Origin of the sequence: Shewanella psychromarinicola (assembly GCF_003855155.1) — a bacterium.
GTDB lineage: Bacteria > Pseudomonadota > Gammaproteobacteria > Enterobacterales > Shewanellaceae > Shewanella > Shewanella psychromarinicola.
This window is the reverse complement of the sequence record NZ_CP034073.1, coordinates 295,618-320,032: the sequence shown is the minus strand read 5'-3', so window position 1 is coordinate 320,032 and position 24,415 is coordinate 295,618. Positions and strand designations below refer to the sequence as shown.

The window sequence follows — 24,415 nt, the reverse complement described above, 5'->3', positions numbered from 1 at the left end:
TCATTGACTCATATTATTGGTTAGCGGAGTAAAGCCTATGCCTAGTAAAGCGTCTACTGGATCTCAATTCCCTACAGCAAAAAATCCGCTAGCACTTGAAAATCAGGTGTGTTTCTCATTATACAGCGCGACCAATGCTTTGATCCGCGCATATCGACCCTTATTAGATGAGTTGTCGCTGACGTATCCACAGTATTTGGTGATGATGGTGCTTTGGAAAGAGCCGGGGATAAGTGTCAAAACCTTAGGTGAGAAATTACATCTTGATTCTGGAACGTTAACCCCGTTATTAAAACGCTTAGAAAGTAAAACGTTAGTGACTCGAGGTCGCAGCGAGTTAGATGAACGCGTGCGTGTGTTACATGTGACTGAGCAAGGCCAGCAATTATACCAGCAAGCATTGAGTATTCCTGAGCAAATGCGCTGTAAAGTTGGTGGCAGTATTGAAGATTTACAACAATTGAAGCAACTGTGTGATCAGGCATTTTTTATGCTTAATTCTGGCGCGGGAAGCAGCTGTGAAAGATGATTATTTTGAGCGTGGTGATGGTCTGTCATGCCGCAATATTCAGCTCTCAATGGTTGAGCAAGTCAGTATAAAATAACAATAGTAACCGATTTGTTTGATATGTTTTCTCATGTCGATCATTTGAAGTATTGGTCATGTTAGAACCGCTGCATTACTCTTTTTGTAAAGTAAGCGGTACTTGAGTCGTCATTCAACACTCGTTTTGAGTTGATCACTTATTGATAAGGTTTAGTATAAGAGGCTACTAGAGAAGGGTGTTTTTTGTCGTCATAAAAATGTCACCTCAATGTCATAGTATTGTTTACCAACACAAAAAGGTACCAGGACGATGTGGCAAATATTCAGTCGCTTTTTAGCATTAGGTTTGATCAGCTTTGGAGGACCTGCGGCACACATAGGCTATTTTAGAAAAGCCTTTGTGGACGAACTGCAATGGCTAGACAATAAGCAATATTCTAGTTTTGTTGCCCTGAGTCAGTTTATGCCAGGGCCTGGTTCAAGTCAGGTCGGTTTTGCGATTGGTTATCACCGTGGCGGTTTACTGGGGGGATTAGCCGCCTTTTTGGGGTTTACCTTACCATCGTTTTTACTGTTGTTTTTATTTGCGGTTACCAGTGCGCAATGGTTGCAATTAACAACCGTTGCGGGGGCTATTCACGGCCTAAAGTTACTTGCTGTAGTGGTAGTAGCTGACGCAACCTTGTCAATGTTCACTCAATTTTGCCAACGAAAAACCGCAAAAATATTAATGGCAGCAACAGCTGTTGCTATTATATTAATGCCTTCATTATTGATCCAAATAGCCGTGTTAATTGTGGCGGCTATTGTTGGGGTCACGCTGATGACTAGGGGTGACAGTATTACACCGGACTCTCCTGCTATTGAGCTTGATTATCGTTGGTTAGCATTATTTATTATAGGAATAGCGGCATCTTTATATCTTATCAATCAACCCGATAGCCTTGGACAAATTTTTGCGCAGTTCTATCAAGTCGGTAGTTTAGTGTTCGGTGGTGGGCATGTGGTATTGCCCTTGCTTGAAACCAGCGTCGGTGAATACATTACCCCAGATCGTTTTTTGACCGGTTATGCGCTTGCACAAGCCATTCCTGGACCTATGTTTACCTTAGCCACTTTTTTAGGGGCTGACTTATGGTTAGAGTCGCCGATCCTTGGGGCTATAGTGGCGACGTTAGCTATTTTTCTCCCGGGTTTTTTACTGATGCTGGTGGGCTTAAAAAGTTGGCATTCAATAAGCCAACGTCCGGCCATAGCAGGCGCTATCGCGGGAGTGAATGCGGCTGTTGTCGGACTCTTACTTGCGGCACTTTATCAACCGGTATTTACCAGTGCGGTGATCATGCCGTTGGATATGGCTTTAGTGATTATTGGCTTTAGTCTGTTAAAAGTCTTCAAGCCCAGCTTAGTGTGGTTGGTGATAGGATTTGCTGCCATGGGCAGCGGATTATCAATGTTATAAAAAAGTTACTATATTGTGCTTTTTTGAGACCGGTCTCACTTTATTGGGAGGTATATAGTTAGTTAGTTTAAGTATCTATAAAAAATAGATTAGTATGCTAAATCGATTATTACCCTCAAAAGGCTTGCCACTATGCTGAGATCTTCACTACGCAATAAACTCCTGGGCTTATCATTAATTCCGCTTTCGTTGATCCTCACCGTATTACTGAGTATTTTTTATGTTAATGAAGAGTCATCTTTAACCAAAGATATTGATAACTTTCGCAGTGAATTAATTTCAGAGCGCCAAAACCAACTAAAAGAATCAGTCCAGATTGCTCAGGGCGTTGTTGAATATGAACTTGCTTTGGGTGACAAGGGAAATGTCAATGCAGCATTAAGAGATTTACGTTTTGGCACTGCAGGCTATTTCTATATATATGATGATGCTGGGGTCAATATTTTTCACCCGACTATGCCTGAACTTGAAGGCCAAAACAAAATAGATATGGCCGACCCTAGTGGCACCAAAATTATTGTTGGCTTATTAGAGGCCGCTCAAGCGGGTACTGGTAATTTTTCTTATTACTACCAAAAACCGGGTAGTAGCCAGCTTATTGAAAAACTCGGCTTTGCGGTAATGATCCCCAACACCCATTGGATGTTAGGCTCGGGTGCCTATATTGATGATATTGAAGAGTCCATTGCGGCTTATAAAACCTATAAAACGGAAGAGATGGGTCAAAAAGCACTGATGTTTTTACTCATTGCTATAGGTCTTACAGGCATAACGGCTTTTGCCGTGGTGGTGATGGCACATAAAATGGTGGTGCCAATCCAGAATATGGCTACCTCGTTAAATGATATTGCCAAAGGTGAAGGCGATTTAACCAAACGTTTAGATATCACCAGTGAAGATGAGATTGGACAGTTAGGCAGTGCATTCAATCTGTTTATCGACAAATTACAGCATATTATTAGTGATGTGGCTGGCGCAACGGACAGAGTTAAGCATGCTGCTCAAAGCATCAATGGCCAAACGGTGTCGATGACTGAGCAACTCAACCACCATAATAGTGAAGTTGATCAAATTGTTACTGCCATCACTGAAATGTCGGCTACGGCTAATGATGTGGCACATAATACCAATATGGTTGCAGAGGCAACACACGCAGCCTCTGATAACGTAGGTAAAGCACAAGATTGTGTTGATACCTCACTAACGGAAGTGTCCAATTTAATGACTCAAATTGACAATGCCGCTGGCAATGTGAAGTCATTAAGTGAACAATCGAAAAAAATTAACTCTGTACTCAGTGTCATAGGCGGAATTGCCGAACAAACCAATTTACTGGCTCTTAATGCGGCGATTGAAGCTGCCCGAGCTGGCGAACAAGGTCGAGGTTTTGCCGTTGTTGCCGATGAAGTGAGAAATTTAGCCAGTCGTACCCAAGCCAGTACGGTCGAGATTAATGAAATGCTGTCTGAACTGCATAAGTTAGTCACCAAAGCGGTACAAGCCATGGAAGAAAGCCAAACCAGTTGTTTAAGTTCGGTTGAGTCCTCGCGGGCGATTTCTGAAAGCTTAGGTTCAGTAACCTCATCGGTGACCAGTATTAATGACATGAGTACCCAAATAGCCACCGCCGCTACCGAGCAAAGCTCAGTGACTGAAGAAATTAATCGCAATATCAATTCAGTACAAGAGATTGTGAATACGTTACTAGCAGCCAGTGAAGAGGCATCTGATATGAGCAAAACCGTGGCGAATGAAGGTCAGACCTTAGCTCAGTTAGTGGGTCAATTTAAAGTATAATTTTTACCAAACCGATCGTTAAAAATGAACCCGAAGGGGTTCATTTTTTTTAATCATTTTTTAATGATAACAATAGGTCCATTTAATCTGTTTATTACAGGTTAATGATTTTTTTGATGTTGTTTCTGCGCAATATATTCGTCATTTGTTTATTAATAATCGCTCTTCTGGTCTAGGTTTAGCGCCTCTCATGGGGTAAAATACGCCGTTGCACCTTTCGTTAACGGCTAAATTTAAGTTGAATATTCATGTTTGAAGTTAATCCGGTAAAATTCAAAATCAAAGAGCTCGCCGAACGCACTGAGCTACTTCGGGGGTATCTTTGACTACGCTGCCAAAAGTGAGCGGTTAGAAGAAGTCAGTCGAGAGCTTGAAAGCCCTGAAGTGTGGAATGAGCCTGAACGTGCTCAAGCATTAGGTAAAGAGCGTGCTGCGTTAGTCTTAGTGGTCAAAACCATTGATGATATGGACTCAGGTCTAGAAGACATTGAAGGGTTACTTGAACTGGCCATTGAAGAAGATGACGAAGGAACCTTTAATGATGCCGCTTCAGAACTTGAGTCGTTAGAGACTCGTTTGGCTGATCTCGAATTCCGCCGCATGTTTTCTGGTAAGAATGATGCATCAAATTGTTACTTGGATATTCAATCTGGTTCAGGCGGCACCGAAGCACAAGACTGGGCCAATATGGTTCTGCGCATGTATTTACGCTGGGGTGAGGCACATGGTTTTAGCCCAGAGTTAATTGAAGTGACTGACGGCGATGTAGCGGGTATTAAAGGTGCAACGATTAAGTTCACCGGAGAATATGCTTTTGGATGGATGCGAACCGAGACCGGTGTTCATCGTTTGGTGCGTAAATCACCATTTGATTCATCAGGTAAACGTCATACCTCTTTTTGTTCCGTTTTCGTTTACCCAGAAATTGATGACGAGATTGAAATTGAAATTAATCCGTCTGATTTACGTATTGACACTTATCGCGCATCTGGCGCAGGTGGTCAGCACGTCAACAAAACAGATTCAGCGGTACGTATTACGCATTTGCCAACCAATACTGTGGTGCAATGTCAAAACGATCGCTCGCAACATAAAAACCGTGACGCTGCCTATAAACTGTTAAAGGCGAAGTTATACGAGTTACAAATGCACCAGCAAAATGCCGATAAACAAGCTGCTGAAAATGCAAAATCAGACATCGGCTGGGGCAGTCAAATTCGTTCATACGTATTAGATGACGCCCGTATCAAAGATTTACGCACGGGGGTTGAGAACCGCAATACTCAATCTGTGCTGGATGGTGATTTAGATAAGTTTATTGAAGCCAGCCTAAAATCAGGACTTTAAGTAAATTAATTTTTTCGCCATCACAAAGTGTGGCGAGTAAACGCGAGAATATAATATGACTGAACACGTACAAGATGAAAACAAACTGATTGCTGAACGTCGCGCTAAATTAGACCACATCCGCACCAGTTGTCCTGCTAATGCTCATCCAAATACCTGGCAACGTAGCCATAAAGCGGCTGAGTTACAGGCGCAATATGGTGAGCAGACCAAAGAAGCGCTAGAAGTGTTAGGGTTTCAAACCAGTATTGCCGGCCGTGTTATGGCAAAACGAGGTCCATTTTTAGTCATTCAAGACGTGTCTGGTCGTATTCAAGCTTACGCTGGTAAGCCAGTGCAAGGTGATTTAAAAGAGCGTTATCAAGGTTTAGACATCGGTGACATCATTGGTGTTAAAGGTCAGCTGCATTTATCGGGCCGGGGCGACTTGTACGTTAATATGGAAGAATATCAGTTACTGACTAAAGCATTACGTCCGTTACCTGAAAAGTTCCACGGGTTAACCGACCAAGAAACGCGCTATCGTCAGCGTTACGTTGATTTAATCGTTAATGAAGAGTCTCGCAATACCTTTATTATGCGTTCTAAAGTGGTTTCCGCTATTCGTCACTTTATGGTCAAAAAAGAGTTCATGGAAGTTGAAACTCCTATGATGCACGTTATTCCTGGTGGTGCTACTGCACGTCCATTTGTCACTCATCACAACGCGTTAGACATGGCCATGTACTTACGTATTGCGCCAGAACTGTATTTAAAGCGGTTAGTGGTTGGTGGTTTTGAGCGTGTGTTCGAAATTAACCGTAACTTCCGTAACGAAGGTTTATCGCCACGTCATAACCCAGAATTCACCATGATGGAATTCTATATGGCGTACGCGGATTATAAAGACCTAATGGATTTAACTGAAGAAATGCTCAGTTCAATTGCGATTGATTTACTCGGTAGTGCGCAAATGCCATACGGCGAGGACACAGTAGACTTTGGTGGTCCTTATGCCCGTTTAAGCATGTTAGAAGCCATTCAGAAATACAATCCTGATAACGCCACTATACAAGCGATGACGTACGAGCAAGTTAAAGACGTAGACTTTATGCGCGACTTGGCCAAGAGCCTAGGCATCAAGCTAGAAAAATTCTGGACTTGTGGCCAGTTGCTGGAAGAAATTTTTGGTGAAACCGCTGAAACTAAACTGATGCAACCTACTTTCATTACTGGCTATCCCGCGGATATTTCGCCTTTAGCACGTCGTAATGATAACAATGATTTCATCACCGACCGTTTTGAATTCTTTATCGGTGGCCGTGAAGTGGCTAACGGCTTCTCTGAGCTCAATGATGCTGAAGATCAAGACAGCCGCTTTAAAGCGCAAGTTGATGCCAAAGATGCCGGCGATGACGAAGCCATGTTCTACGATGCAGACTACATCACTGCACTCGAGCACGGTTTACCGCCAACCGCGGGTCAAGGTATTGGTATCGACCGTTTGGTGATGCTATTCACTAACACGCATACTATCCGTGATGTGATTTTATTCCCAGCGATGCGCCCACAAGCTTAATCGCTAGTCAGCTAAGCCAATAAAACGAAACCAGCCATCAGGCTGGTTTTTTTTGGCTAGATTTAAATGAAAATATAGACTCGTCCTTGTTGCTGAGATGGGTTCTAAGCTAGCCTATGACTCCGTTCCTAGGTTGAATAAACTTCGCCTTAGCCGTCACGCAAGCTTTATTTTCTACATAGAGTACGGCTTCTAGTTGGTACATTCCTAAGCGTTTGCTCACCAGATGACCGACAATTTTGATGGCATCGCCAACTTTTATTGGGGCAACAAAGCGTACTGTCATTTCTGCAGTTAAGGCTTTAATGCCTTGCATAAGCAAACAATGAGTCATGGCAGCATCGACTAAGGTGCTTGCTACGCCGCCATGTAAGAAGTGAGTGTAGCCTTGAAGCTGCTGACTTGCTTTATGATAACCAACAACTTGATTTTCACCGTCTGCAAAAAACTTACATTGTAATGACAATGGATTTTGTTTAGCGTCGCCACAGACAACACATTGACTGTGGCTTTGTTTACAATCTTGATAACTACTCACACTAAGCCTTGTTTATTAATAGGGACAGATGGCTGTTAAGGTTTTTCTTAACTAATGTACTAAAAACGCGCATTGACCATTTGGTAAGTTTTATAGCCACCGCTGAGGTTGCGTGCTTTAAAACCATGCTGGACTAACATGCGACAGGCGACATGACCGCGCAACCCTACCTGACAGAGCAGCAATAATTCTTTGTCTTTGGGAAGTTCATTGAGTCGGTCTCGAAGTTGCGGCAGCGGAATATTAATCGCATTATCAATCGCACCCACAGCCGTTAGTTCGCCAGGATTACGCACATCGACAATAATTTGTGTCGCAGTCAAGGCCTGTAGATCTTGAGTGTGACAAGTCACTTCATCGCCTAATAACACATTAGCCGCGACCATACCTGCCTGATTGACCACGTCTCGCGCAGAGCCAAAAGGAGGCGCGTAAGTGAGCTCAAGGTCGGCTAAATCATATACCGTCATCCCCGCGCGTTGCGCTACCGCTAATACGTCAATACGCTTATCGACACCATCAATCCCAGCAGCCTGAGCACCTAAAATGCGGCCATTATCAGGACAAAACAACAGTTTTAAAGTAATAGGGTGAGCCCCAGGATAATAGCTGGCATGGCTTGCTGTGTGGACATAAATTTTTTCAAATGGGATAGCTTGCCTTAGCAAACTTTTCTCATTTAATCCCGTCGAGGCGATGGCCATATCAAACAACTTACAGATTGCGGTCCCTTGGGTAGCGCGATATAACCTATCACCACCCAACATGTTATCTGCGGCTAATCGTCCCTGACGATTAGCCGGTCCAGCAAGTGGAACAAGTGAAGGATTACCGCTGACGAAATCAGCGGTTTCAATGGCATCGCCGACAGCATAAATATCTGCATCGGAAGTACGCATCCCGGCATCTACACGAATACCACCGAGCGGGCCTAATACTAAGCCGCACTCTGATGCCAAGCTAGTTTCAGGTTTAACGCCGATGGCGAGGATGACTAAATCTGTTGCTAAGGTGCTGTTATCACTCAAGGTTAATTGTAAATGGGAATGGGGCGGTACCGGTTTATCATAGTCATCGGTAATATCGGCTTCAGCAAGTTGAATTTGGCACTCATTGACGGCGGTTAAGCCTGTTTTTAAGCGTAAATCAACCTTATTATCAACTAGCTTTTGATGCAGTATATTGGCCATTTCAATATCCACAGGCCCCATAACTTGGTCGGCAAGTTCGAGTAAGCTCACCTCTAATCCTCGGTGGCGCAGCGCTTCCACCATTTCTAAACCAATAAACCCACCCCCTACCACAGTGGCATGTTTCGGCTTATGCAGCACAAGGTTCGCCAGTACTCTATCCATATCAGGAATATTACGTAGACTATGGACGAACTGGTTATTGATGCCGCTAATGGGTGGTTTTATTGGTGATGCCCCCGGGCTTAGTAGCAACTTGTCATATGACTCTTGATATATTTCATGGGTAATATGATTACGTATGTTTAGCCTTTTAGCTTGCCTATCAATAGCAATCACTTCATTAAACACCCGGACATCAACATTGAAACGTGATTTGAAGCTTTCGGGTGTTTGCAACAATAATGCATCTCTGGATTCAATTTCACCACTGATATGATAAGGCAAACCACAGTTGGCAAATGAAACAAACTCGCCCCTTTCTAACATGATAATTTCAGCCGTTTCTGATACACGTCTTGCTCTTGCTGCTGCTGATGCCCCACCGGCAACCCCACCGATAATTACTATTTTAGTCATTGTTTTCTCCGATAAAATTTAATATTAACCTAGCGGCTATCTAGTCGACTTTCTGTCTAGCAGACTGGCTATTAAGTGCTTGTTGGCAATCAAAGCAGTGACCATACATATTGAGGCTGTGGTGGTGAATAATCATACCGTGATGTTCTGCTGCTAAGCCTAAACGAAGCTCAATCAAGGGGTCGGTAAATTCAGTTAACTTGCCACAGGTTAAGCAAATTAAATGATCATGACGCGGTTTATTATTGAGTTCATAAACAGCATTTTCAGACTCAAATAGTCGTCGTACGACTATGCCTGCTTGCTCAAAATGCGCCATAATTCGATACACAGTATTGAGACCTATGGTCTCTCCCTGCGCATTTAAGCCTTGATAGATATTTTCTACTGTTAAATGCTGCTCATCGACTTGAGTTAGAAACTCAAGCAACTTACATCTTTGAGTGGTTATTTTGAGGCCAGAGTCTTTCAATACTGCTTGCATTAGACTTACCTAAACACGTCAATACGTGTTACCAGTGTTTAATTTTTAGTTGATATTTTTTGTCATCAAGGCTTTGCTATTGATTAAACTATCAACCACCTTATATCGAGCCCCTTTAACCAAGTTAGCTAACGTTTGGCGGGATATTCCCATTGACTTAGCGGCTTCTTGTTGCTGCATTCCGAGCAAATCAACTAAGCGCAAAGCCTCTATTTCATCTTCAGCAAGTGGCACCTGTTCTAACTGTGCCATCGGAATCCCATTGGGTTTAAAACAAATATTGGCTGCTTGGCCACATATGGTTCGGGGAATTTTTGGTCTTGCCATGTAACACCTCATTATTGGCATATGCTATATATACTGAATTTAGTTCGCACTTGCAAGATCTATTCTTTTTTTTACTGTGATATGTAAACTGATCTTTGACATGACCAATGACATTTAATGATATCTATTATGTCACCGTAGGTAACTCAGATAATGATAAAGGCTAAAATTAATGTGCATAGTCGTTAACGCTTGGGCTTATTATTCCAAGCTAAGGTTAACTCACAAGCTCCATGTTTCAAGTGCGCCGTCTGAGCTTAAGGTCAATAGCTTACCATTAGGTTTGATCACCATTGAAAATACCGTTGTGCCAGCGTTATAGGCAGTGATATCCCAATGAGAAAGCTCCTTTCCCGATGAGGCATCCCAATAGATAACACTTTGCTTTGAGGTTGCGGTAATTAAGTTGTTGCCATGGTTGGTGAATAAAGCCTGTCGAAAATAGCGATAACGTTCAAGGTAATCAAGATGGCTCACTGGCTGCGTAGTTTGGGTATCGATAATGACATTATTGTCGAGTGCATCAGCAATAAATAAGCGTCGATTAGTTTCATCAAAACTCACGCTGGTGATCCGTTGAGGGCGGGAAAAACTGCTGATGAGCTCACCGTTATAAGTGGCCCAAATGTGTACATCACCATCAAGCCCAGTCGATAATACCTGTTGTTCAAAATTAGAGAGCTCAATATGATTAACGGCAGCACTGTGTTGTTTAAACAATGACATCGTCATGCTGCTTCTTTGTATCACAGTAATTGAACCATCATTCATCCCCACTAAAATAGTGCTGCCTGTTTGGCTCAGAAAAAGGCTCGAAATACTGGCATCGGGATTAAACCCCTGCGCAGGCCAACGTATATCTAATTTGCCCGTTTCAAGATTGAAAATAGAAATTTTTTGTTTGCCTGCAGTGGCAAGGTATTGTTTGTTACCTGACAACGCCAGCAGATAATTAGTGTCATCAAAGTCATCGTCAGACCATTGGTGTAATAATTGGCTTGTTGCTACATTCCATATCGATAATGTGCGGCTTCTGCCTAATGTAACCGCCATACTGGCATCCGTTGACAGTATGCCATCAACGAGCGTTTCGTTAACGAGTCGCTGAATGTTATCGGGTCTTTTCATGACCACAGCTTGATTGCAGCCTGAGATAGCCATCATCGTCACCATGATTGCACTAATAAGGCACACATTGCGCGGTAAGCTAGATCTGGCGTTGGCTAACAATATAATTCCTTTATAAAAAATGATACTTTCAACATAATAGCATAGTGCCATACCGCTGGTTTTATTCACTGCTGATGCAACATCTCACTCTATTTAGCGATAAGCTAGGACTTTTTGATATAGCAAAGTCTGCGTTCAAATTATGCATCTATTAAGAAAAAGCGATTTCAGGCACAATAACACTAGGGGCTGTTGATCTTTGTTTGAATTTTGTGCGAAGAAGGTAATCTCGTATAATTCACTTCGCCAAAAACAAATACAACGAGATTACCATGCCCCGATTAATGCTCACTGATGAGATGTGGTCGAAGCTAAAAGCTATTCTGCTTGATGATAGAGTTTATAACAAGCAAGAGCATCGATTTACGATGGAAGGTATCCTTTACCGATTGCGTGTTGGCTGCCCTTGGCGAGATTTACCTGAATATTTTGGCTTATGGAATACCATTTACCGTCGATTTTTACTGTGGTCAAGAAAAGGTATTTTACTTAGGCTGTTCAAAACATTATCGACTAATAGTGATACTGAATGGGAATTTATTGATGGAAGTTATGTAAAAGCCCATCAACACAGTTCAGGTGCATCATCTGATGAAAATCAAGCAATTGGGTTAAGTCGTGGTGGTAATACAAGCAAAATCCATCTCGCGGTAGATAGCTATGGTTTACCGATAGAATTCATTGTTACAGGTGGAGAAGTTCATGATAGCAAAGCAGCTAATGCCCTTATTGAACTATTGCCACAAAGTCATTTTATTATTGCAGACAAAGGCTACGACAGTGAAGCGATTAGAGATAAAGTGCGTGAATGTGGTTCAAAGCCAGTGATCCCTAGAAGACAAAATTCGAAGCAAGGAAATGGCGATATCGATTGGTGTTTATACAAATATCGGCATTTAGTTGAAAATGCTTTTGCTCGGCTCAAGCATTTTAGAGCGATAGCTACCCGCTATGATAAATTGAAAATTAATTTTGAAAGCCTGCTGGCTCTAGCTTGCTCTATAATTTGGCTGCCAATGTGAAAGATCAACAGCCCCTAACAACCTGTTATTTAAGCCAAGGAACCCACATGACCCAAATTACCTTAACGACTCCCGATGATTGGCATCTTCATTTTCGTGATGGGGATATGCTCGGTGAGACGGTTCCTGCTACGGCTCGTTTGTTTCAACGCGCGATTGCGATGCCTAATTTAGTCCCGCCAGTAACGACAGCGGCGATGGCGGTTGCTTATCGGGATCGTATTTTAGCGGCTCGCCCAATCGGAAGTGATTTTCAGCCGTTAATGACCCTATTTTTAACCAATAATACCTCAGCACAAGACATTATCGATGCTAAAGCGGCAGGTGTTGTCGCGGGGAAGTTATACCCAGCAGGTGCCACTACAAACTCAGATGCGGCGGTAAAAGCATTGGATGAGTTGTTTCCGATATTTGAGGTTATGGCCGAGCAGGGCATGTTGCTATTGGTTCACGGTGAAGTGACCGAAGCGCATATCGATATTTTTGATCGCGAAAAGCTCTTTATTGATCGTTACTTATCGCGCATTGTCGAATCAATTCCCAGCCTCAAAGTGGTGTTTGAACATATCACGACTAAAGAAGCCGCTGAGTTTGTTGCGGCCGCTTCAACCAATGTTGCCGCCACTATTACCCCACAGCATTTACTGTTAAATCGCAATGACTTGTTAGTCGGTGGCGTACGCCCGCATAACTTTTGTTTACCGGTACTGAAACGTAATATTCACCAGCAAGCTTTGCAAGCGGCTGTAGCGACTGGTTCAAGTAAGTTCTTTTTAGGCACCGACTCAGCCCCCCATGAGAAACACCGTAAAGAGTCCGCTTGTGGCTGTGCAGGCTGTTACAGTGCATGGAGTGCATTAGAATTATACGCTCAAGTGTTTGATAATTTAGGTGTTATAGATAAGCTCGAAGGGTTTTCCAGCTTATACGGTGCCGATTTTTATGGTCTCCCTCGTAATACCGGAACCGTGACATTAGTGAAACAAGAATGGGTTGTGCCAGAAGAGATTATTTTACCTAACGGTAATCCTATCGTGCCATTTTTTGCCGGACAAAAAGTGAATTGGAAAGTGAAAACGACTTAGTTTAATCGCTAAGTCGCTAAGCGTGCTTATTTTCAATAGCGCGTGGTTAACCGAGAACTCTTATCGCGAAGCAGATTTATTGATGCCTGTCAGTTTGCTGATAGGCATTTTGATCAGCGCCTTAATAAGGGCTTCTTATTCGGTCTTTTATTTTTTGCCTGTGTCTTTAACAGCTCTTCAAATGCAGCTCGAGGTAATGGCTTACTAAATAAGTAACCTTGGCCGTAATCACATTTCAGTGCATTGAGCAGATGATACTGCTCTTCTGTTTCAACACCCTCTGCAACGACCGTTAAATTGAGCCCATGTCCCATTGCTATCGCCGCGCCGACCAGTTCCAGATCGCCCGGATCAACCGTTATATCGTGAATAAAGCTCTTATCTACTTTCAAGGTATTAAAAGGGTAACTGCGCAGATAACTGAGTGACGAATATCCGGTACCAAAATCGTCCATCGAGATACTGACACCAATATCGTTAATCCAGCTTAAGTTACTGTCTATAATAGGATCGCCACTGAGTAGTACCCCTTCGGTGATTTCAAGTTCTACAGAAGTAGCATTAATTTGGTGTATATCTAGCTGAATTTTAAGCATATCAACAAAGGTATTTTCTCGGAATTGTTTGGGAGAAACGTTAATGGCTATTTTAAAATGAGGATTAAATTCGAGCTGCCATTTTTTGGCTGCAGTAAATGCGTTCTCGATAACAAATTGGCCGATAGAGACAATCAATCCCGTTTGTTCTGCGATAGGAATAAATTCATCAGGAGTGACTTGGCCAAGTAAATCACTATTCCATCTAAGCAGCGCTTCTGCGCCAATGATTTTACGACTTCTAATGTCTACAAAGGGTTGAAAATAAACCTCGAGCTCTTTGCGCTTCAATGCACTTCGTAATTGCTCTTCAACCCTAAGGCGTCGATTCATATCGTGGTTCATTTGATGGGTATAGAAGTTATAGGTATTTCTGCCGCGGTCTTTTGAATAATACATGGCAGAATCTGCCTGTCTTAGTAATTCTTTAGGGTCTTCACTGTCTAGCGGGTAAAGTGCAATACCAATACTGATAGTTGACACTAACTCACGGCTTTCGAGTCTAAAAGGAATGTGAAATTTCTTGAGCAGTTTAGTGGCAATGATCTCAACGTCAGCGGGATTATTGATGTTGCTCAGTATAATGATAAATTCATCACCTCCTAACCGACCCACTACATCATTGTCTCTAATGGTGTGTTTTAACCTTGCAGCCGCTTTAATTAACAGTTCATCACCAACAGAGTGGCCCAAGGTGTCATTAACCTTTTTAAAATCGTCTAAATCTAAAAACAGTACTGCCACACTGTTTTTTGCACGATAAGCGTCTTTGAGCATTTGCGACAATCTATCAAGGGAGAGCAGTCTATTTGGCAAGCCTGTTAAGCTATCGTAATGAGCTTGATGGAGGATTTTTTCTTCTTGCTGTTTGTAATACGTTACATCTTGTTTTAGTGCCAAATAGTGTTTGGTGATGCCCGCATTGTCAAAAATGGGTGCGATATGAGCATGTTCCCAGAAAATCTCACCGTTTTTCTTTTTATTTTGCAGTTCACCCTGCCACGCATGTCCTTGAGAAATCGAATCCCATAATTCTTTATAAAGTGATTTAGGGGTTAACCCCGACTTTAACATGCTAGCTGGTTGGCCAATGACTTCACTTGCGGTGTAGCCAGAAATTTTTTCAAATGCACTATTAACATATTCAATTTTGCTGTCGATACTGGTTAATATCATTGAGATAGGGCTTTGTTCTATTGCTTGTGACAGCGTGAGGGCTCGTTCCTCAGCCTTTTTTTGAGCGCTTAAATCAATGTCGATGCAGTACATTTCCACTTCGTTGTCTGTGTTATTGATTAACGTATGGGATGAATAAACCGCGACACTACTACCATCTGCACGTCTAAGGAGTAACTCTCCAGCGGGAATGGGGATACCATCATTAATCCATGCATTGATGTTGTTAATTACGTGGTTCTTATAAGGTAATGGAATAATTAGATTTTCGAGTTGTTGACCTAATGCTTGCTCTTTTGAATAGCCATAAAGGCTTTCACTGGCTTGGTTCCAAAAAATAACCGAACGGTTTTTATCATAACCCTGCACCGAAATCGAGGGGATTTTTTCGAAGATTTGTCTGAATTTAGATTCACTGTTTAGCAGCTTTTGCTCTGCATTAATTCGCTCTGAAATATCTTTAACAAAGCAGAAAAACATACTGTCATCACCATCCCAAAAGCTGATATTCACGTCAACATGAAACAAGTGCCCCAGCTTATGTTTGTGCAGCGAAGTATAATTGATGGTTTTAGTTTGCTTTGCTGTAAGGATATTTTGGCTTGAAAACTGATGTTTTTCACTGGTTTCAATTTGATTAATAGGCTTATCGAGTAATTCATCTAGAGTATACCCCGTCATATTGGCGAAACTCTGATTTGATTCGATTATCCTGCCATCGACCGACACAATGACAAAACCATCTTGGGCAGTCGTTATAATGTTGCGATAAGTGATTTCACTGCGACGTAATTGTTTTTCGATATGCTTTTGAGCGGCCAGATCTCGGCCTACGCCAACAATGCCCTGAATTTTGCCGGATAAATGAGTAAAAGGTGTTTTTTGGGTTCTAAATATATGCTCAACTCCATCTGGTGTCGTGATCCATTCTTCATCCATCCACGACTGATTTTCTTGCAACACAAACTGATCCGCTTTGATAAATTTATCCGCCTGTTGGCAATCAAATAAGTCATAATCGTTATGATATTTTATTTGCTCTGATTTGAGTTGCAACAGATTAGAAAAAGCCTTGTTACAGCCCAAATAAATGCCATCGGTTGATTTATAAAAAATAATATCGGGAATACCATCAATAATGCTTTGTAACAGGTTTTTTTCGGCTTCGAGGAGCGATTTATTATGATGTGATTCTTGTGCTAATTGTTGCCTTTGTTGATGTTTTTTAAGCAGTAATCCAAGTAGCATAGTGCCACAAGTGTAAACGGTGAGTAATGTAGGACCAATGGTAAGCATGATGTCGTATTTATCTGCTATAGGCATTAATAACCAACTCGATAAAACGGCAAGCTCGACCACAATCCCCATAACCAATAGGTTTTGCCAATTGGGTTGTTTGTTTGAATGTTGCATCCAGTATCGCCAGCCTAAACCAATGGCAGAACTGATGAAAATAACCAATGTGCCAACGTATAAACCTGCTCCGCCCTGATAAATACGAAAGCAAGCCGCGAGGATAGTGGCAATTAATGTCGGAATAAAACCGAAAAATAAACCGCTCAAGCTTAATAATATCCAGCGAGCATCAAAAACAATCCCAGGCCTAAGCTCCCAAGGATTATTCATTACACTGATCGCAATCATCCCGATAAAAATGCCACTCAAGACATTTTTATATTTATCGGGCGTTAGCCTTTGTAAGGTAATGACGTCATAAATGACCACAAGAGCCAGTAACAATACGGCGTTGCTCATCAAACTGAAAAAACTATCCATTTTTTCTCCACATAATAAGGGCGTTGCCTTGCTTAACTGTAGCTCAAGTTGGGTAATAATAAAAAATTAGTCTATTTTTATCATTATGTTAATAATATTGTGGCCGAGTATGCCAAACACTGGTCATGGTCGGATTTAGATCAGATTATTTTATCAAGCCCCTAGTAAAGTCAAGTCATTAAACGGTGGGTTTTCAACTCATTCTTCATATTCGGATTAGATCTGCAATATGAAGATCTGGTTTCATCGGCAGTAGCCTTTGGTAAAGGAAAAATCTATGCTGTGGATAAATAACACGTTATTGAAAGACTCGTATGTTATTTGAATTTGGCTCTGTTGATAAGGAGCTGTCAATCGCCTGGTATTATCATTGCGGTTGATTCATTTTGTCTACGTAATATTATCTCTGTATTAATCTGAGTAATAAACCATTATTAATACAATAAGATAACCATTAATGACAGGCACTCATTTTTGTTAAGGTATTTTTAATATAAAAAATTGAAAGTTATTGGCATATTTCGAGGTCTATTAAATTATGACCAACATACTTAATCGTTAAGTATGAAATATGGATGAATATGACTATGACGACTTCATTTTCTGCTAAAACGCTACTCAGCTCTATCACAATCGGCTTAGCATTATTATTCGGCGCGTCAGCTCAAGCGTCTAGTATTACTGTACCGGATTCCATAATAGTCGAAACTATTAACGGTAAAAACGTGAGTTTTGAACATACCATTGGGCTTAACCATGGACAACAATTGGTTGAAATTAACTATCGAGATATTTTTCAAGACAATGCTGATGATTCAGGGGGTTGGGTTCGTTCTGAACCCTTATACTTAACATTAAATGTGGATGATAATCAGCGTTATGAGCTCGCAACACCTGTTATTTATAGTGAGGAAGACGCCCGTGAGTTTTTAGACAATCCGCAAGTGACATTAAGTATCAATGGTCAACATCATAAAGATGTCGCATTAATGACTCAGTTGCAGTTATTAACTAAATTGGTATTAAAATAAATTTTATAATGATTCCCAATCATTGATAATGTCGAGCACAATAGCAATGTCCATAAAAAATCCGAGTGTGTTAAATTCACTCGGATTTAGCCGGCTGTATTAGATAGATTAGCCAATAGTTTTTTGTTAACTAAACGGCATTACCGTCAAGGCTACTTTTTTATGACTGCTTATTCAGTTTTATCACTGTTAATTATCCTGAATTGAGGCTATTTATTGTCCGAACGAATCACCAACTCAACTCGTCGATTCTGCTTTTGGCCTGCGTCATCAAAGTTATTAGCGATAGGTGAATATTCACCAACCCCTTTTGCTTCAACTTGTTGTGGATTAATAGCAAATTGCTTAATCAAACGACCTTGTTGATCAAATCAGTCTTGGGCAAGCCAATCCCCAGCTCGTTTTCCGATACTAATTCACCGCCTGACGAACAGGCATACCGAGTCCTATGACTTTGTTCATGACCTTCACCCCTGCTAAAACCTCACCCACTTGAGCGTTATCATTTCGTAGGCTCAACTTAGCATTGTTGAGCTGCATATAACGGTACATGCCCGTTTCTGAGAGTGAGCGTTGGTGGTAATAATTATCTTTCTTCCATTGCTTTAACGCATCATTCTTCAACGCCTTAACTGCTTCATTTCTAGGATGGCCGTCCTCCCAGTAAGCCACATTTTTTCTCGGCGGAATGGTGGGCTTACAGCCCTTTCGCTTAAGCAGCTTATGGCAGTCTTTTGTATCGTAGTCACCATAAGCAGACACTTGCGCTATCTTACGCCTGAGTGGATTTCAAAAGTCGGTAATACTTCATTATCTGCGACATTGACCATACTCACTTCTGCAGCAATAACCTCGTGGGTCCGCGTACCTATGGCAATATGCAACTTACGCCAAGTACGGCGTTTCTCCTTGCCATGCTTGCGCATCTTCCATTCACCTTCGCCGTAAACTTTTAGCCCTATGGCATCAACAACCAAGTGGGTAATCGGCCCACGGCAAGGGTTTCGATACTTGATATCGACTGTCTGAGCCCGCTTGCTAATACAGCTGTAACCTGGAGAAGATAAAGGCACATTAATTAGATAAAACAATGAGTTGATGAAACTTTCTAGCGCCCGCAAAGGCAGATTAAACAGACCTTTGAGCATTAGCTCATTAGATAGCGGTATCGCGATACTGAAAACCTCGTCCTCGGCCGCCATGATGCTCGGTGCTGCACCACTGTTTTATCGCTTGTTCATCTATCCAGAAAGTGAGTCAGCCTCTGTTGACCAAGGCTTTGTTATATTCAGGCCAGTTGGTGATGCAGTGCTTGGATTTGCCCATCTGATATCGATTCCTGTGATGTGTTCAGAGGAGCTGATCGTAACGAGCCTGAAAAGTTCACTTCTTTAGGCAATAACGCCTGATAAAACCAGTGATGAATCACCTGTGACCCAAGCAGCTTGGGACAGGTGTATTGCCCAAGACCTTCAATATTTTTTCTGATTTATAACGAATATAAGTATTACTCAGTTACTTTACGAGTTAATTTAGGCGTAAATGTTAGATATCGATTTATTGCATCACTTGTGATGTTATTTTTGTAATTAATAGTTATTTAGGGTGTGTTGTTGTGTCTAGTTTATTGATTACTCTCTAAGAATGTTGACTAATATTATTTCAGTTGATAATTTACTGCTTAAATAAGAGTATATAAACTTTGATGCAAATATATGTATACATAAATTATAAGAACCGCATCTGAAAGTAATGGGAAAATTAAATTAAGGGACTTTAGAGATGAAAAAAATATTATTTTGCGCTTTAGTGTTAAGTTTAGTTGGATGTAAAAGTAATGATATACGTATGATTAGCGATTCAGTATCAGGCATTACGGGTATTGGCAAGGATACAGCAATTAATAATGGCTCTGTTTACAAACATCCTACGCAACAGTATTCGAATAAGTCTGAGTCATTTTACATTACTGAAAACACAAGGCTATCTCAAGAATATGGTGCTATTCGTTCGATTGAACACGAGAAAAATCCTAAAGGTATGACAATGGTGCGATTTGTTGCGTTCCATCAAGATAGTGGTGCAGCTATGGAGAATCAAACCTATTTATATGCACAAGATAGTAATGGTTGGTTAAATGAGAATCCAGTTACATCTCATTATGCTGAAGCCATTATTATTAATAGCGGTGACTATTATTTAAAGTCTCAAGCTAAAAAGGATGGTAAGTTTTATACCAGCGGTATGATCAAACTAGATAAAGGTGTGACAAATGTCGTGACCATTGAATTACAATAATTAAATTTTTTAATTATTCAATTAAAAGACCAGTATTTATTACTGGTTTTTTATGATTAAATTTTTCGTTAATACGAATATCTAAGTAAGCATTAAATATGGCCAATCATTCCACTTGAATGAATATTAAACACTCAACTAGACTTTAATTATGTTTTCTAAAAATGGTAATTGAAGATGGCTAGACCAAGACAAGCTATCGTTAGCTTAGAAGATACGCCTTACTATCACTGCTGTTCCCGTTTAGTACGTCTGACTTTTCTTTGAGGGATTAATAATTTAACAGGTGAGAACCTTGAACATCGGCGTGAGTGGGTTGATACTCGTATTCTTGAGCTCGCTGACATCTTTGCTATTGATATTTGTGCTTATGCATTCTTGTTAAAAAGCAGGGAGCAATAACTTACATGTCGTGATTAAGGTTGATGCAGATAAAGTGAAACACTGGTCAGATAAAGACGTGTTGGTGCAGTGGCACAAAGGCTTTAAAGGCACCTTACTGACACACAAGTTTGTAAAAGGTGAAGACCTAAACGAATTTGAGTTTAAAACAGTGAATGATTGCATTACCCAATATCGACAACGCTTGGTTGATATCAGTTGGTTAATGCGCTCCTTGAGTGAGCCGATTGCTCGAATGGCCAATAAAGAAGATAAGTGCACAGGCAGATTCTATTCGCTGCCATCCATGGCACTCACCCTTCGAGCCAGCTAAAGCTGTTCAAATTCATTTTCGATGAATTTGTGGGAAGGGCGGTTTAAATCCCAAGCGTTACTCGACGAAGCAGCCGTTCTGAGTTGTATGGCTTATGTTAATTTAAACCCTATTAGAGCCAAAATGGCCACCACACCAGAAACCTCAGACTACACCAGCATTCAACGCCGAATACACTCAGCGATAAAAGGTGAACAACCAGCAGAGTTATTGCCTTTTATAGGTAATGAGCGTGTAAACATGCCTAATGGTTTAATGTTCAGCGTAAAAGACTATATTGTGCTGGTGGAAGATACCGACCGAATTATTCGAGAAGATAAACGGGGTGCAATTAGTTCAAGCAGCCAAGCTATTCTTAATAGACTAAACATACCTGCCGAGAACTGGCTAAAAATAACTACAGAGTTTGGGTTATTATTCAAAGGCGCGGTAGGGGCGTTACCTGCCTTAACTGAATATTGTGAGCATCTAGAGCGAAAACGACGCCAAGGCGCAGCAAACTGCCAGCGTTGGTTGTGTGCTTAAGGCTTAATATCGAGAAAACTATAATGTTTTTGACACTTTGGTTGATATCAATCAGCTAGTGTTGTCTCGATTTCGGCCTATAAGCTAATTATCAAGCTTAAAAACTTATTTACTGTTTAAAAGGATGTATTTGGTTTTTTTTATAGTCATAAAGGCTATCGTAATTCAAGTGAAAAGGCAGTAAGTTATTTCATTATAAAAATGGGTGGCATTGTTGTTGCTAAATTTACTTATTTGATCACTTGGCATGGCACTGAATCATTAGCCTATAAAATTCCCACTAAATACAGCTATGCCATTCACAGCTGGTAAATGCCATATCTGAATCGCAAGACAATGGATCTATTTAAAGCACTTATTTAAAACCCAACTAACAGGATGTTATCGATGAATATGATGAGAAAAGTCAGCTTGATGGTGGCGTTTACTACAATGAGTTTTGCTGCATTGGCTAGTAACCAAGTTGCTATTGATGCATTTGAAGCTAAAACCAAACCCATAGCACAAGATGCAAAAGTGCTATCCGATAAGCAGCTAGTCTTGATGCAAGAGTTTAATCAGCTCATGGATTCTGGCAATGCGTCGGCTGTATTCCAAAGTGGCAAGGTGCAAGAATTACAAGCACTCGGTGAGCAGACGTTGGTGCAAGCTAGGCTGTTTGTAAAAGAGTATGAGCAGTTTTTATCGCAATTACCTGAAACATCTACCTGTTATACGCCAGAAAACGTCACAGAATATAACAGCTTGATTGATGAGGTCTCTGCTAATAACCAGTCGTTATCTGAATTGAGCGCTACAGTATCCCCCGGCGATAATGCAGGTGCCACCATGGCGTTATTAAATGTACAAATGCATGCAGGACGGGTTAGCTCTTTTGTGCAAATGTTCCAGTTGGTGAAGATATGTTATGTAACCGAAGCCATGGGCTATACCAAAGAAGATGTAGAACGTATGCAAGCGGAAGAGGATGACGAGCAGTAAAGCTCGGCGTGTAGATCTATTTTTTAATGGTTGTATGTTTTTTTAGCGTTTGATCACATATCGCTTTTATCATTATTGCTGTTGGCAATTTTAAAGATAAACAAGGCAATATGATTAAAGCTAGATAATATTTCGCTGCTGAATGAATAAACCCCCATAAACCAACGCTATGGGGGTTTTTATTTCTATCAGTAGCGGCCTTTATTGACCAAAAATCAATGGCTTGACTTGGTCGTAAAGGTGTTGATACAAGGTTTGGGTAAACCCTGTGTTGTTATCAAACGTTACCGATACATTATTTGCTGTAGATGTTTGCATTGCTTTATTGAGTTCAACTTCAATCAGTTGTTGGTTATCAAGTACAAAGTAGTCTGGATACACATATTGTTGTGCAGAGCCTTCGACGATTTCAGCCACTTCAATTAATAACTGATCACTCGGACTATTGCTTTTAGTCATTTGAAAACGTTGTTCAATACTGCCATCATCGTCAAGCAGTGCAATAGTTTGATTTTCTTCATCTATGCTAATATTGTCTGGGAAATAAAAATCAAATAAGATTTCCGCAATCATAGTAGTAGAGAACGTTTCTTCAGTCACAAAGCTTGATAGCTCATAAGTTTGATAGTCATCAACGACACGACACATAACGTCGGCTGTTTGAGTTATGTTTAATCGATATAAAGTGTCAGGCCAAGTTAATGTGTCTAACTTTAAGATTTCTGGGGACATATTTAAAACCGATTGCCAATATTCACTATTATTTGCGCCAGTAATTTTATCTATATCGATGGTAATAGGCACATTCGCTCCAGCATATACCGTATTAAAAGTGTTACCTGTAATGGTAGGTTCAATTACTGGTCCATTGTCTTCGGTATACCAGCGCTTATCAGTTTTGTTCCAGCATTCAGTTTGAGTATCATCTTCCTCATCCTCTCTTAACGTAACCTCAAAAGCAAACTCCAGATTAGGTTGCCTATATACCCAGTTAAGAGCTTTTGTATTATCAGCATTTTGTATTGAAAAAGCATTCACATCAGAAGATAAGGTAAGCGATAAGGTATTTGTAAAGCCGTTTTCATTAATTATGTTACCAAGCACAATATCCCAATCATTTTGTGACAAAATACGTGAATCAATCGGTAATTCAGTAAATCCTAAAGCTATAGCGGCGTCACTAAACAGTATGTTGGCTGCTAAAGTAAATACGTCAGTTGAGAAAAATTCTTCTGCAGAAAGGCCACTATCACTTAATATTTGCCAAAGCTCAGCATAAATAGCATTAATAATTATTTCAGCAGCAATTAAGTTTGGTATTTGGGTCGCGATCACTTGTTGTAAATACGCAATAGCATATTCAAGACGAATAAAACTGGCTGTTGCTGAGGCTTCAGCAGACACAGCATATAAGGTTGCTGTGTCTAACTGATATAGGGTTGCCAGCAAACCATCTAATTGAGTAGATAACTGGTTAATTTCGCTGTCAGACAGATTTTGACTCTTCATCTCCATCACACGAGAGAGTTTAATATGAGTCAGGTTGTTAATCGCCCCATTGTATTGTGGGCTAGCGATTAATGTGCCTTTCCCTGCATCACTAACGATAGATTTTGGCGCAGATCGGGTGGTTGAGTTTTTAATGTTAAGCGCTAAAGAGCGTGCTCGAATTGCTTGAGTTGCTTTTGCTGCTTCCCAGTTCGCCACTAAATAATAATCGGGTGTTTCAATTTCGCTGTTCCAATCAACTTGGTAGTTACCTTCATTATCCGTAATGGAATAGGGTTCATCGGTATCACAAGCTAGGTTTTTGTTTAAATCGGCGCAAACAGTCGCACCAAATAATGCACCTTGATATACCGCCAAACCGGTAACCTGGTGATTGTATTCTGATACAGGCGTTGTTGGTGTGCCAGAATCAGGTTGAGTAATGTCAGTACTAGAATCGTCGTCAGATGAACCGCAACCCACTAACATTGCGGCAGAAATTAACATGGCTAATAAGCTTTTATGATGCATTAATGTGTCCTTACATTATGGGTAGAGCTTTTTTGCTCTTATAGAGTGTATTTGAAACATAAAATTGATTCATACAAAGCAATGTATTAAGTCATCAATAGATTGCCGAGTCTGTTTTCGGTATTTAGTCGA

Annotated in this window: 18 protein-coding genes and 2 pseudogenes; 11 read left to right on the top strand and 9 right to left on the bottom strand. The window is 40.9% G+C overall.

What is annotated here, in order from left to right:
• The first annotated feature begins 37 nt into the window (after positions 1 to 37).
• The 5 genes from EGC80_RS01325 to lysS all read left to right on the top strand — a co-directional run bounded on the left by EGC80_RS01325 (position 38) and on the right by lysS (position 6,711).
• Positions 38 to 529, top strand: coding sequence for a MarR family winged helix-turn-helix transcriptional regulator (locus EGC80_RS01325; protein ID WP_124014012.1), 492 nt, complete (start codon positions 38 to 40; stop codon positions 527 to 529).
• A gap of 328 nt (positions 530 to 857) precedes the next feature.
• Positions 858 to 2,009 (top strand): chromate efflux transporter, encoded by a 1,152-nt coding sequence (chrA, locus tag EGC80_RS01320; RefSeq protein WP_124014013.1) that lies wholly within the window; start codon positions 858 to 860, stop codon positions 2,007 to 2,009.
• Positions 2,010 to 2,141: 132 nt separating this feature from the next.
• Positions 2,142 to 3,806, top strand: coding sequence for a methyl-accepting chemotaxis protein (locus EGC80_RS01315; protein WP_101032864.1), 1,665 nt, complete (start codon positions 2,142 to 2,144; stop codon positions 3,804 to 3,806).
• A gap of 248 nt (positions 3,807 to 4,054) precedes the next feature.
• Positions 4,055 to 5,153 (top strand): peptide chain release factor 2 gene (gene prfB / locus EGC80_RS01310; protein ID WP_164839407.1). Its coding sequence is split into 2 segments (ribosomal slippage): positions 4,055 to 4,129 and positions 4,131 to 5,153, totalling 1,098 coding nucleotides; the frame shifts between segments, so codons are not numbered across the junction.
• Between the two features lie 55 nt (positions 5,154 to 5,208).
• Positions 5,209 to 6,711 (top strand): lysine--tRNA ligase, encoded by a 1,503-nt coding sequence (lysS, locus tag EGC80_RS01305; protein WP_101032862.1) that lies wholly within the window; start codon positions 5,209 to 5,211, stop codon positions 6,709 to 6,711.
• A gap of 109 nt (positions 6,712 to 6,820) precedes the next feature.
• Here lysS and EGC80_RS01300 read toward each other — a convergent pair whose 3' ends face one another.
• The 5 genes from EGC80_RS01300 to EGC80_RS01280 all read right to left on the bottom strand — a co-directional run bounded on the left by EGC80_RS01300 (position 6,821) and on the right by EGC80_RS01280 (position 11,059).
• A complete protein-coding gene (locus tag EGC80_RS01300; protein WP_124014014.1) occupies positions 6,821 to 7,249 on the bottom strand; it encodes a PaaI family thioesterase in 429 nt (142 codons plus the stop codon).
• A 59-nt stretch (positions 7,250 to 7,308) separates the two neighbouring features.
• Positions 7,309 to 9,018: an FAD-dependent oxidoreductase gene (locus tag EGC80_RS01295; protein ID WP_124014015.1), complete on the bottom strand. Its 1,710-nt coding sequence runs from the start codon at positions 9,016 to 9,018 to the stop codon at positions 7,309 to 7,311.
• 40 nt (positions 9,019 to 9,058) lie between these two features.
• The gene (locus EGC80_RS01290; RefSeq protein WP_101032859.1) at positions 9,059 to 9,502 is read right to left on the bottom strand and encodes a transcriptional repressor; all 444 of its coding nucleotides are present in this window, start codon (positions 9,500 to 9,502) and stop codon (positions 9,059 to 9,061) included.
• 45 nt (positions 9,503 to 9,547) lie between these two features.
• Positions 9,548 to 9,829 (bottom strand): DUF134 domain-containing protein, encoded by a 282-nt coding sequence (locus EGC80_RS01285; protein ID WP_101032858.1) that lies wholly within the window; start codon positions 9,827 to 9,829, stop codon positions 9,548 to 9,550.
• A gap of 222 nt (positions 9,830 to 10,051) precedes the next feature.
• Complete coding sequence (locus EGC80_RS01280) at positions 10,052 to 11,059, bottom strand: WD40 repeat domain-containing protein (protein WP_232772084.1); 1,008 nt, start codon at positions 11,057 to 11,059, stop codon at positions 10,052 to 10,054.
• Positions 11,060 to 11,331: 272 nt separating this feature from the next.
• On the opposite strand from EGC80_RS01280, the gene EGC80_RS01275 reads away from it, so the two are divergent.
• Together EGC80_RS01275 and pyrC are read left to right on the top strand one after the other, a co-directional pair.
• Positions 11,332 to 12,081: an IS5 family transposase gene (locus tag EGC80_RS01275; RefSeq protein WP_124011573.1), complete on the top strand. Its 750-nt coding sequence runs from the start codon at positions 11,332 to 11,334 to the stop codon at positions 12,079 to 12,081.
• Between the two features lie 47 nt (positions 12,082 to 12,128).
• Positions 12,129 to 13,166, top strand: a complete 1,038-nt coding sequence (pyrC, locus tag EGC80_RS01270; RefSeq protein WP_124014202.1) for a dihydroorotase — start codon at positions 12,129 to 12,131, stop codon at positions 13,164 to 13,166.
• Positions 13,167 to 13,279: 113 nt separating this feature from the next.
• On the opposite strand, the gene EGC80_RS01265 is transcribed toward pyrC, so the two are convergent.
• Positions 13,280 to 16,714 (bottom strand): EAL domain-containing protein, encoded by a 3,435-nt coding sequence (locus EGC80_RS01265; RefSeq protein WP_124014203.1) that lies wholly within the window; start codon positions 16,712 to 16,714, stop codon positions 13,280 to 13,282.
• Positions 16,715 to 17,301: 587 nt separating this feature from the next.
• Between EGC80_RS01265 and EGC80_RS01260 the strand changes: the two genes are divergently transcribed.
• Positions 17,302 to 17,745: a DUF2057 family protein gene (locus EGC80_RS01260; protein ID WP_164839406.1), complete on the top strand. Its 444-nt coding sequence runs from the start codon at positions 17,302 to 17,304 to the stop codon at positions 17,743 to 17,745.
• A 209-nt stretch (positions 17,746 to 17,954) separates the two neighbouring features.
• Here the strand turns inward: EGC80_RS01260 and EGC80_RS22320 are convergent, their stop codons facing one another.
• Positions 17,955 to 18,098 carry an OmpA family protein gene (locus EGC80_RS22320; RefSeq protein ID WP_164839394.1) on the bottom strand — a complete coding sequence of 48 codons (144 nt, stop codon included), beginning with the start codon at positions 18,096 to 18,098 and terminating at the stop codon, positions 17,955 to 17,957.
• 58 nt (positions 18,099 to 18,156) lie between these two features.
• Positions 18,157 to 19,071, bottom strand: a pseudogene (locus tag EGC80_RS01255) (IS5 family transposase).
• Positions 19,072 to 19,527: 456 nt separating this feature from the next.
• On the opposite strand from EGC80_RS01255, the gene EGC80_RS01250 reads away from it, so the two are divergent.
• The 3 genes and pseudogenes from EGC80_RS01250 (at position 19,528) to EGC80_RS01240 (ending at position 22,264) form a co-directional block, all read left to right on the top strand.
• Positions 19,528 to 20,043 (top strand): hypothetical protein, encoded by a 516-nt coding sequence (locus tag EGC80_RS01250; RefSeq protein ID WP_124014205.1) that lies wholly within the window; start codon positions 19,528 to 19,530, stop codon positions 20,041 to 20,043.
• Positions 20,044 to 20,220: 177 nt separating this feature from the next.
• Positions 20,221 to 21,283 (top strand): annotated as a pseudogene (locus EGC80_RS22605) (transposase).
• A 387-nt stretch (positions 21,284 to 21,670) separates the two neighbouring features.
• Positions 21,671 to 22,264: a hypothetical protein gene (locus EGC80_RS01240; RefSeq protein WP_124014206.1), complete on the top strand. Its 594-nt coding sequence runs from the start codon at positions 21,671 to 21,673 to the stop codon at positions 22,262 to 22,264.
• A gap of 201 nt (positions 22,265 to 22,465) precedes the next feature.
• On the opposite strand, the gene EGC80_RS01235 is transcribed toward EGC80_RS01240, so the two are convergent.
• Positions 22,466 to 24,283, bottom strand: a complete 1,818-nt coding sequence (locus tag EGC80_RS01235; protein WP_124014207.1) for a hypothetical protein — start codon at positions 24,281 to 24,283, stop codon at positions 22,466 to 22,468.
• Positions 24,284 to 24,415 lie beyond the last annotated feature (132 nt).

Bases quoted from the DNA above. Each gene is read 5' to 3' on its own strand.
- EGC80_RS01325 (WP_124014012.1), top strand. From the start codon at position 38: ATGCCTAGTAAAGCGTCTACTGGATCTCAATTCCCTACAGCAAAAAAT.
- chrA (WP_124014013.1), top strand. From the start codon at position 858: ATGTGGCAAATATTCAGTCGCTTTTTAGCATTAGGTTTGATCAGCTTT.
- EGC80_RS01315 (WP_101032864.1), top strand. From the start codon at position 2,142: ATGCTGAGATCTTCACTACGCAATAAACTCCTGGGCTTATCATTAATT.
- lysS (WP_101032862.1), top strand. From the start codon at position 5,209: ATGACTGAACACGTACAAGATGAAAACAAACTGATTGCTGAACGTCGC.
- EGC80_RS01295 (WP_124014015.1), bottom strand. From the start codon at position 9,018: ATGACTAAAATAGTAATTATCGGTGGGGTTGCCGGTGGGGCATCAGCA.
- EGC80_RS01290 (WP_101032859.1), bottom strand. From the start codon at position 9,502: ATGCAAGCAGTATTGAAAGACTCTGGCCTCAAAATAACCACTCAAAGA.
- EGC80_RS01285 (WP_101032858.1), bottom strand. From the start codon at position 9,829: ATGGCAAGACCAAAAATTCCCCGAACCATATGTGGCCAAGCAGCCAAT.
- EGC80_RS01275 (WP_124011573.1), top strand. From the start codon at position 11,332: ATGCCCCGATTAATGCTCACTGATGAGATGTGGTCGAAGCTAAAAGCT.
- pyrC (WP_124014202.1), top strand. From the start codon at position 12,129: ATGACCCAAATTACCTTAACGACTCCCGATGATTGGCATCTTCATTTT.
- EGC80_RS01265 (WP_124014203.1), bottom strand. From the start codon at position 16,714: ATGGATAGTTTTTTCAGTTTGATGAGCAACGCCGTATTGTTACTGGCT.
- EGC80_RS01260 (WP_164839406.1), top strand. From the start codon at position 17,302: ATGACGACTTCATTTTCTGCTAAAACGCTACTCAGCTCTATCACAATC.
- EGC80_RS01250 (WP_124014205.1), top strand. From the start codon at position 19,528: ATGAAAAAAATATTATTTTGCGCTTTAGTGTTAAGTTTAGTTGGATGT.
- EGC80_RS01240 (WP_124014206.1), top strand. From the start codon at position 21,671: ATGAATATGATGAGAAAAGTCAGCTTGATGGTGGCGTTTACTACAATG.
- EGC80_RS01235 (WP_124014207.1), bottom strand. From the start codon at position 24,283: ATGCATCATAAAAGCTTATTAGCCATGTTAATTTCTGCCGCAATGTTA.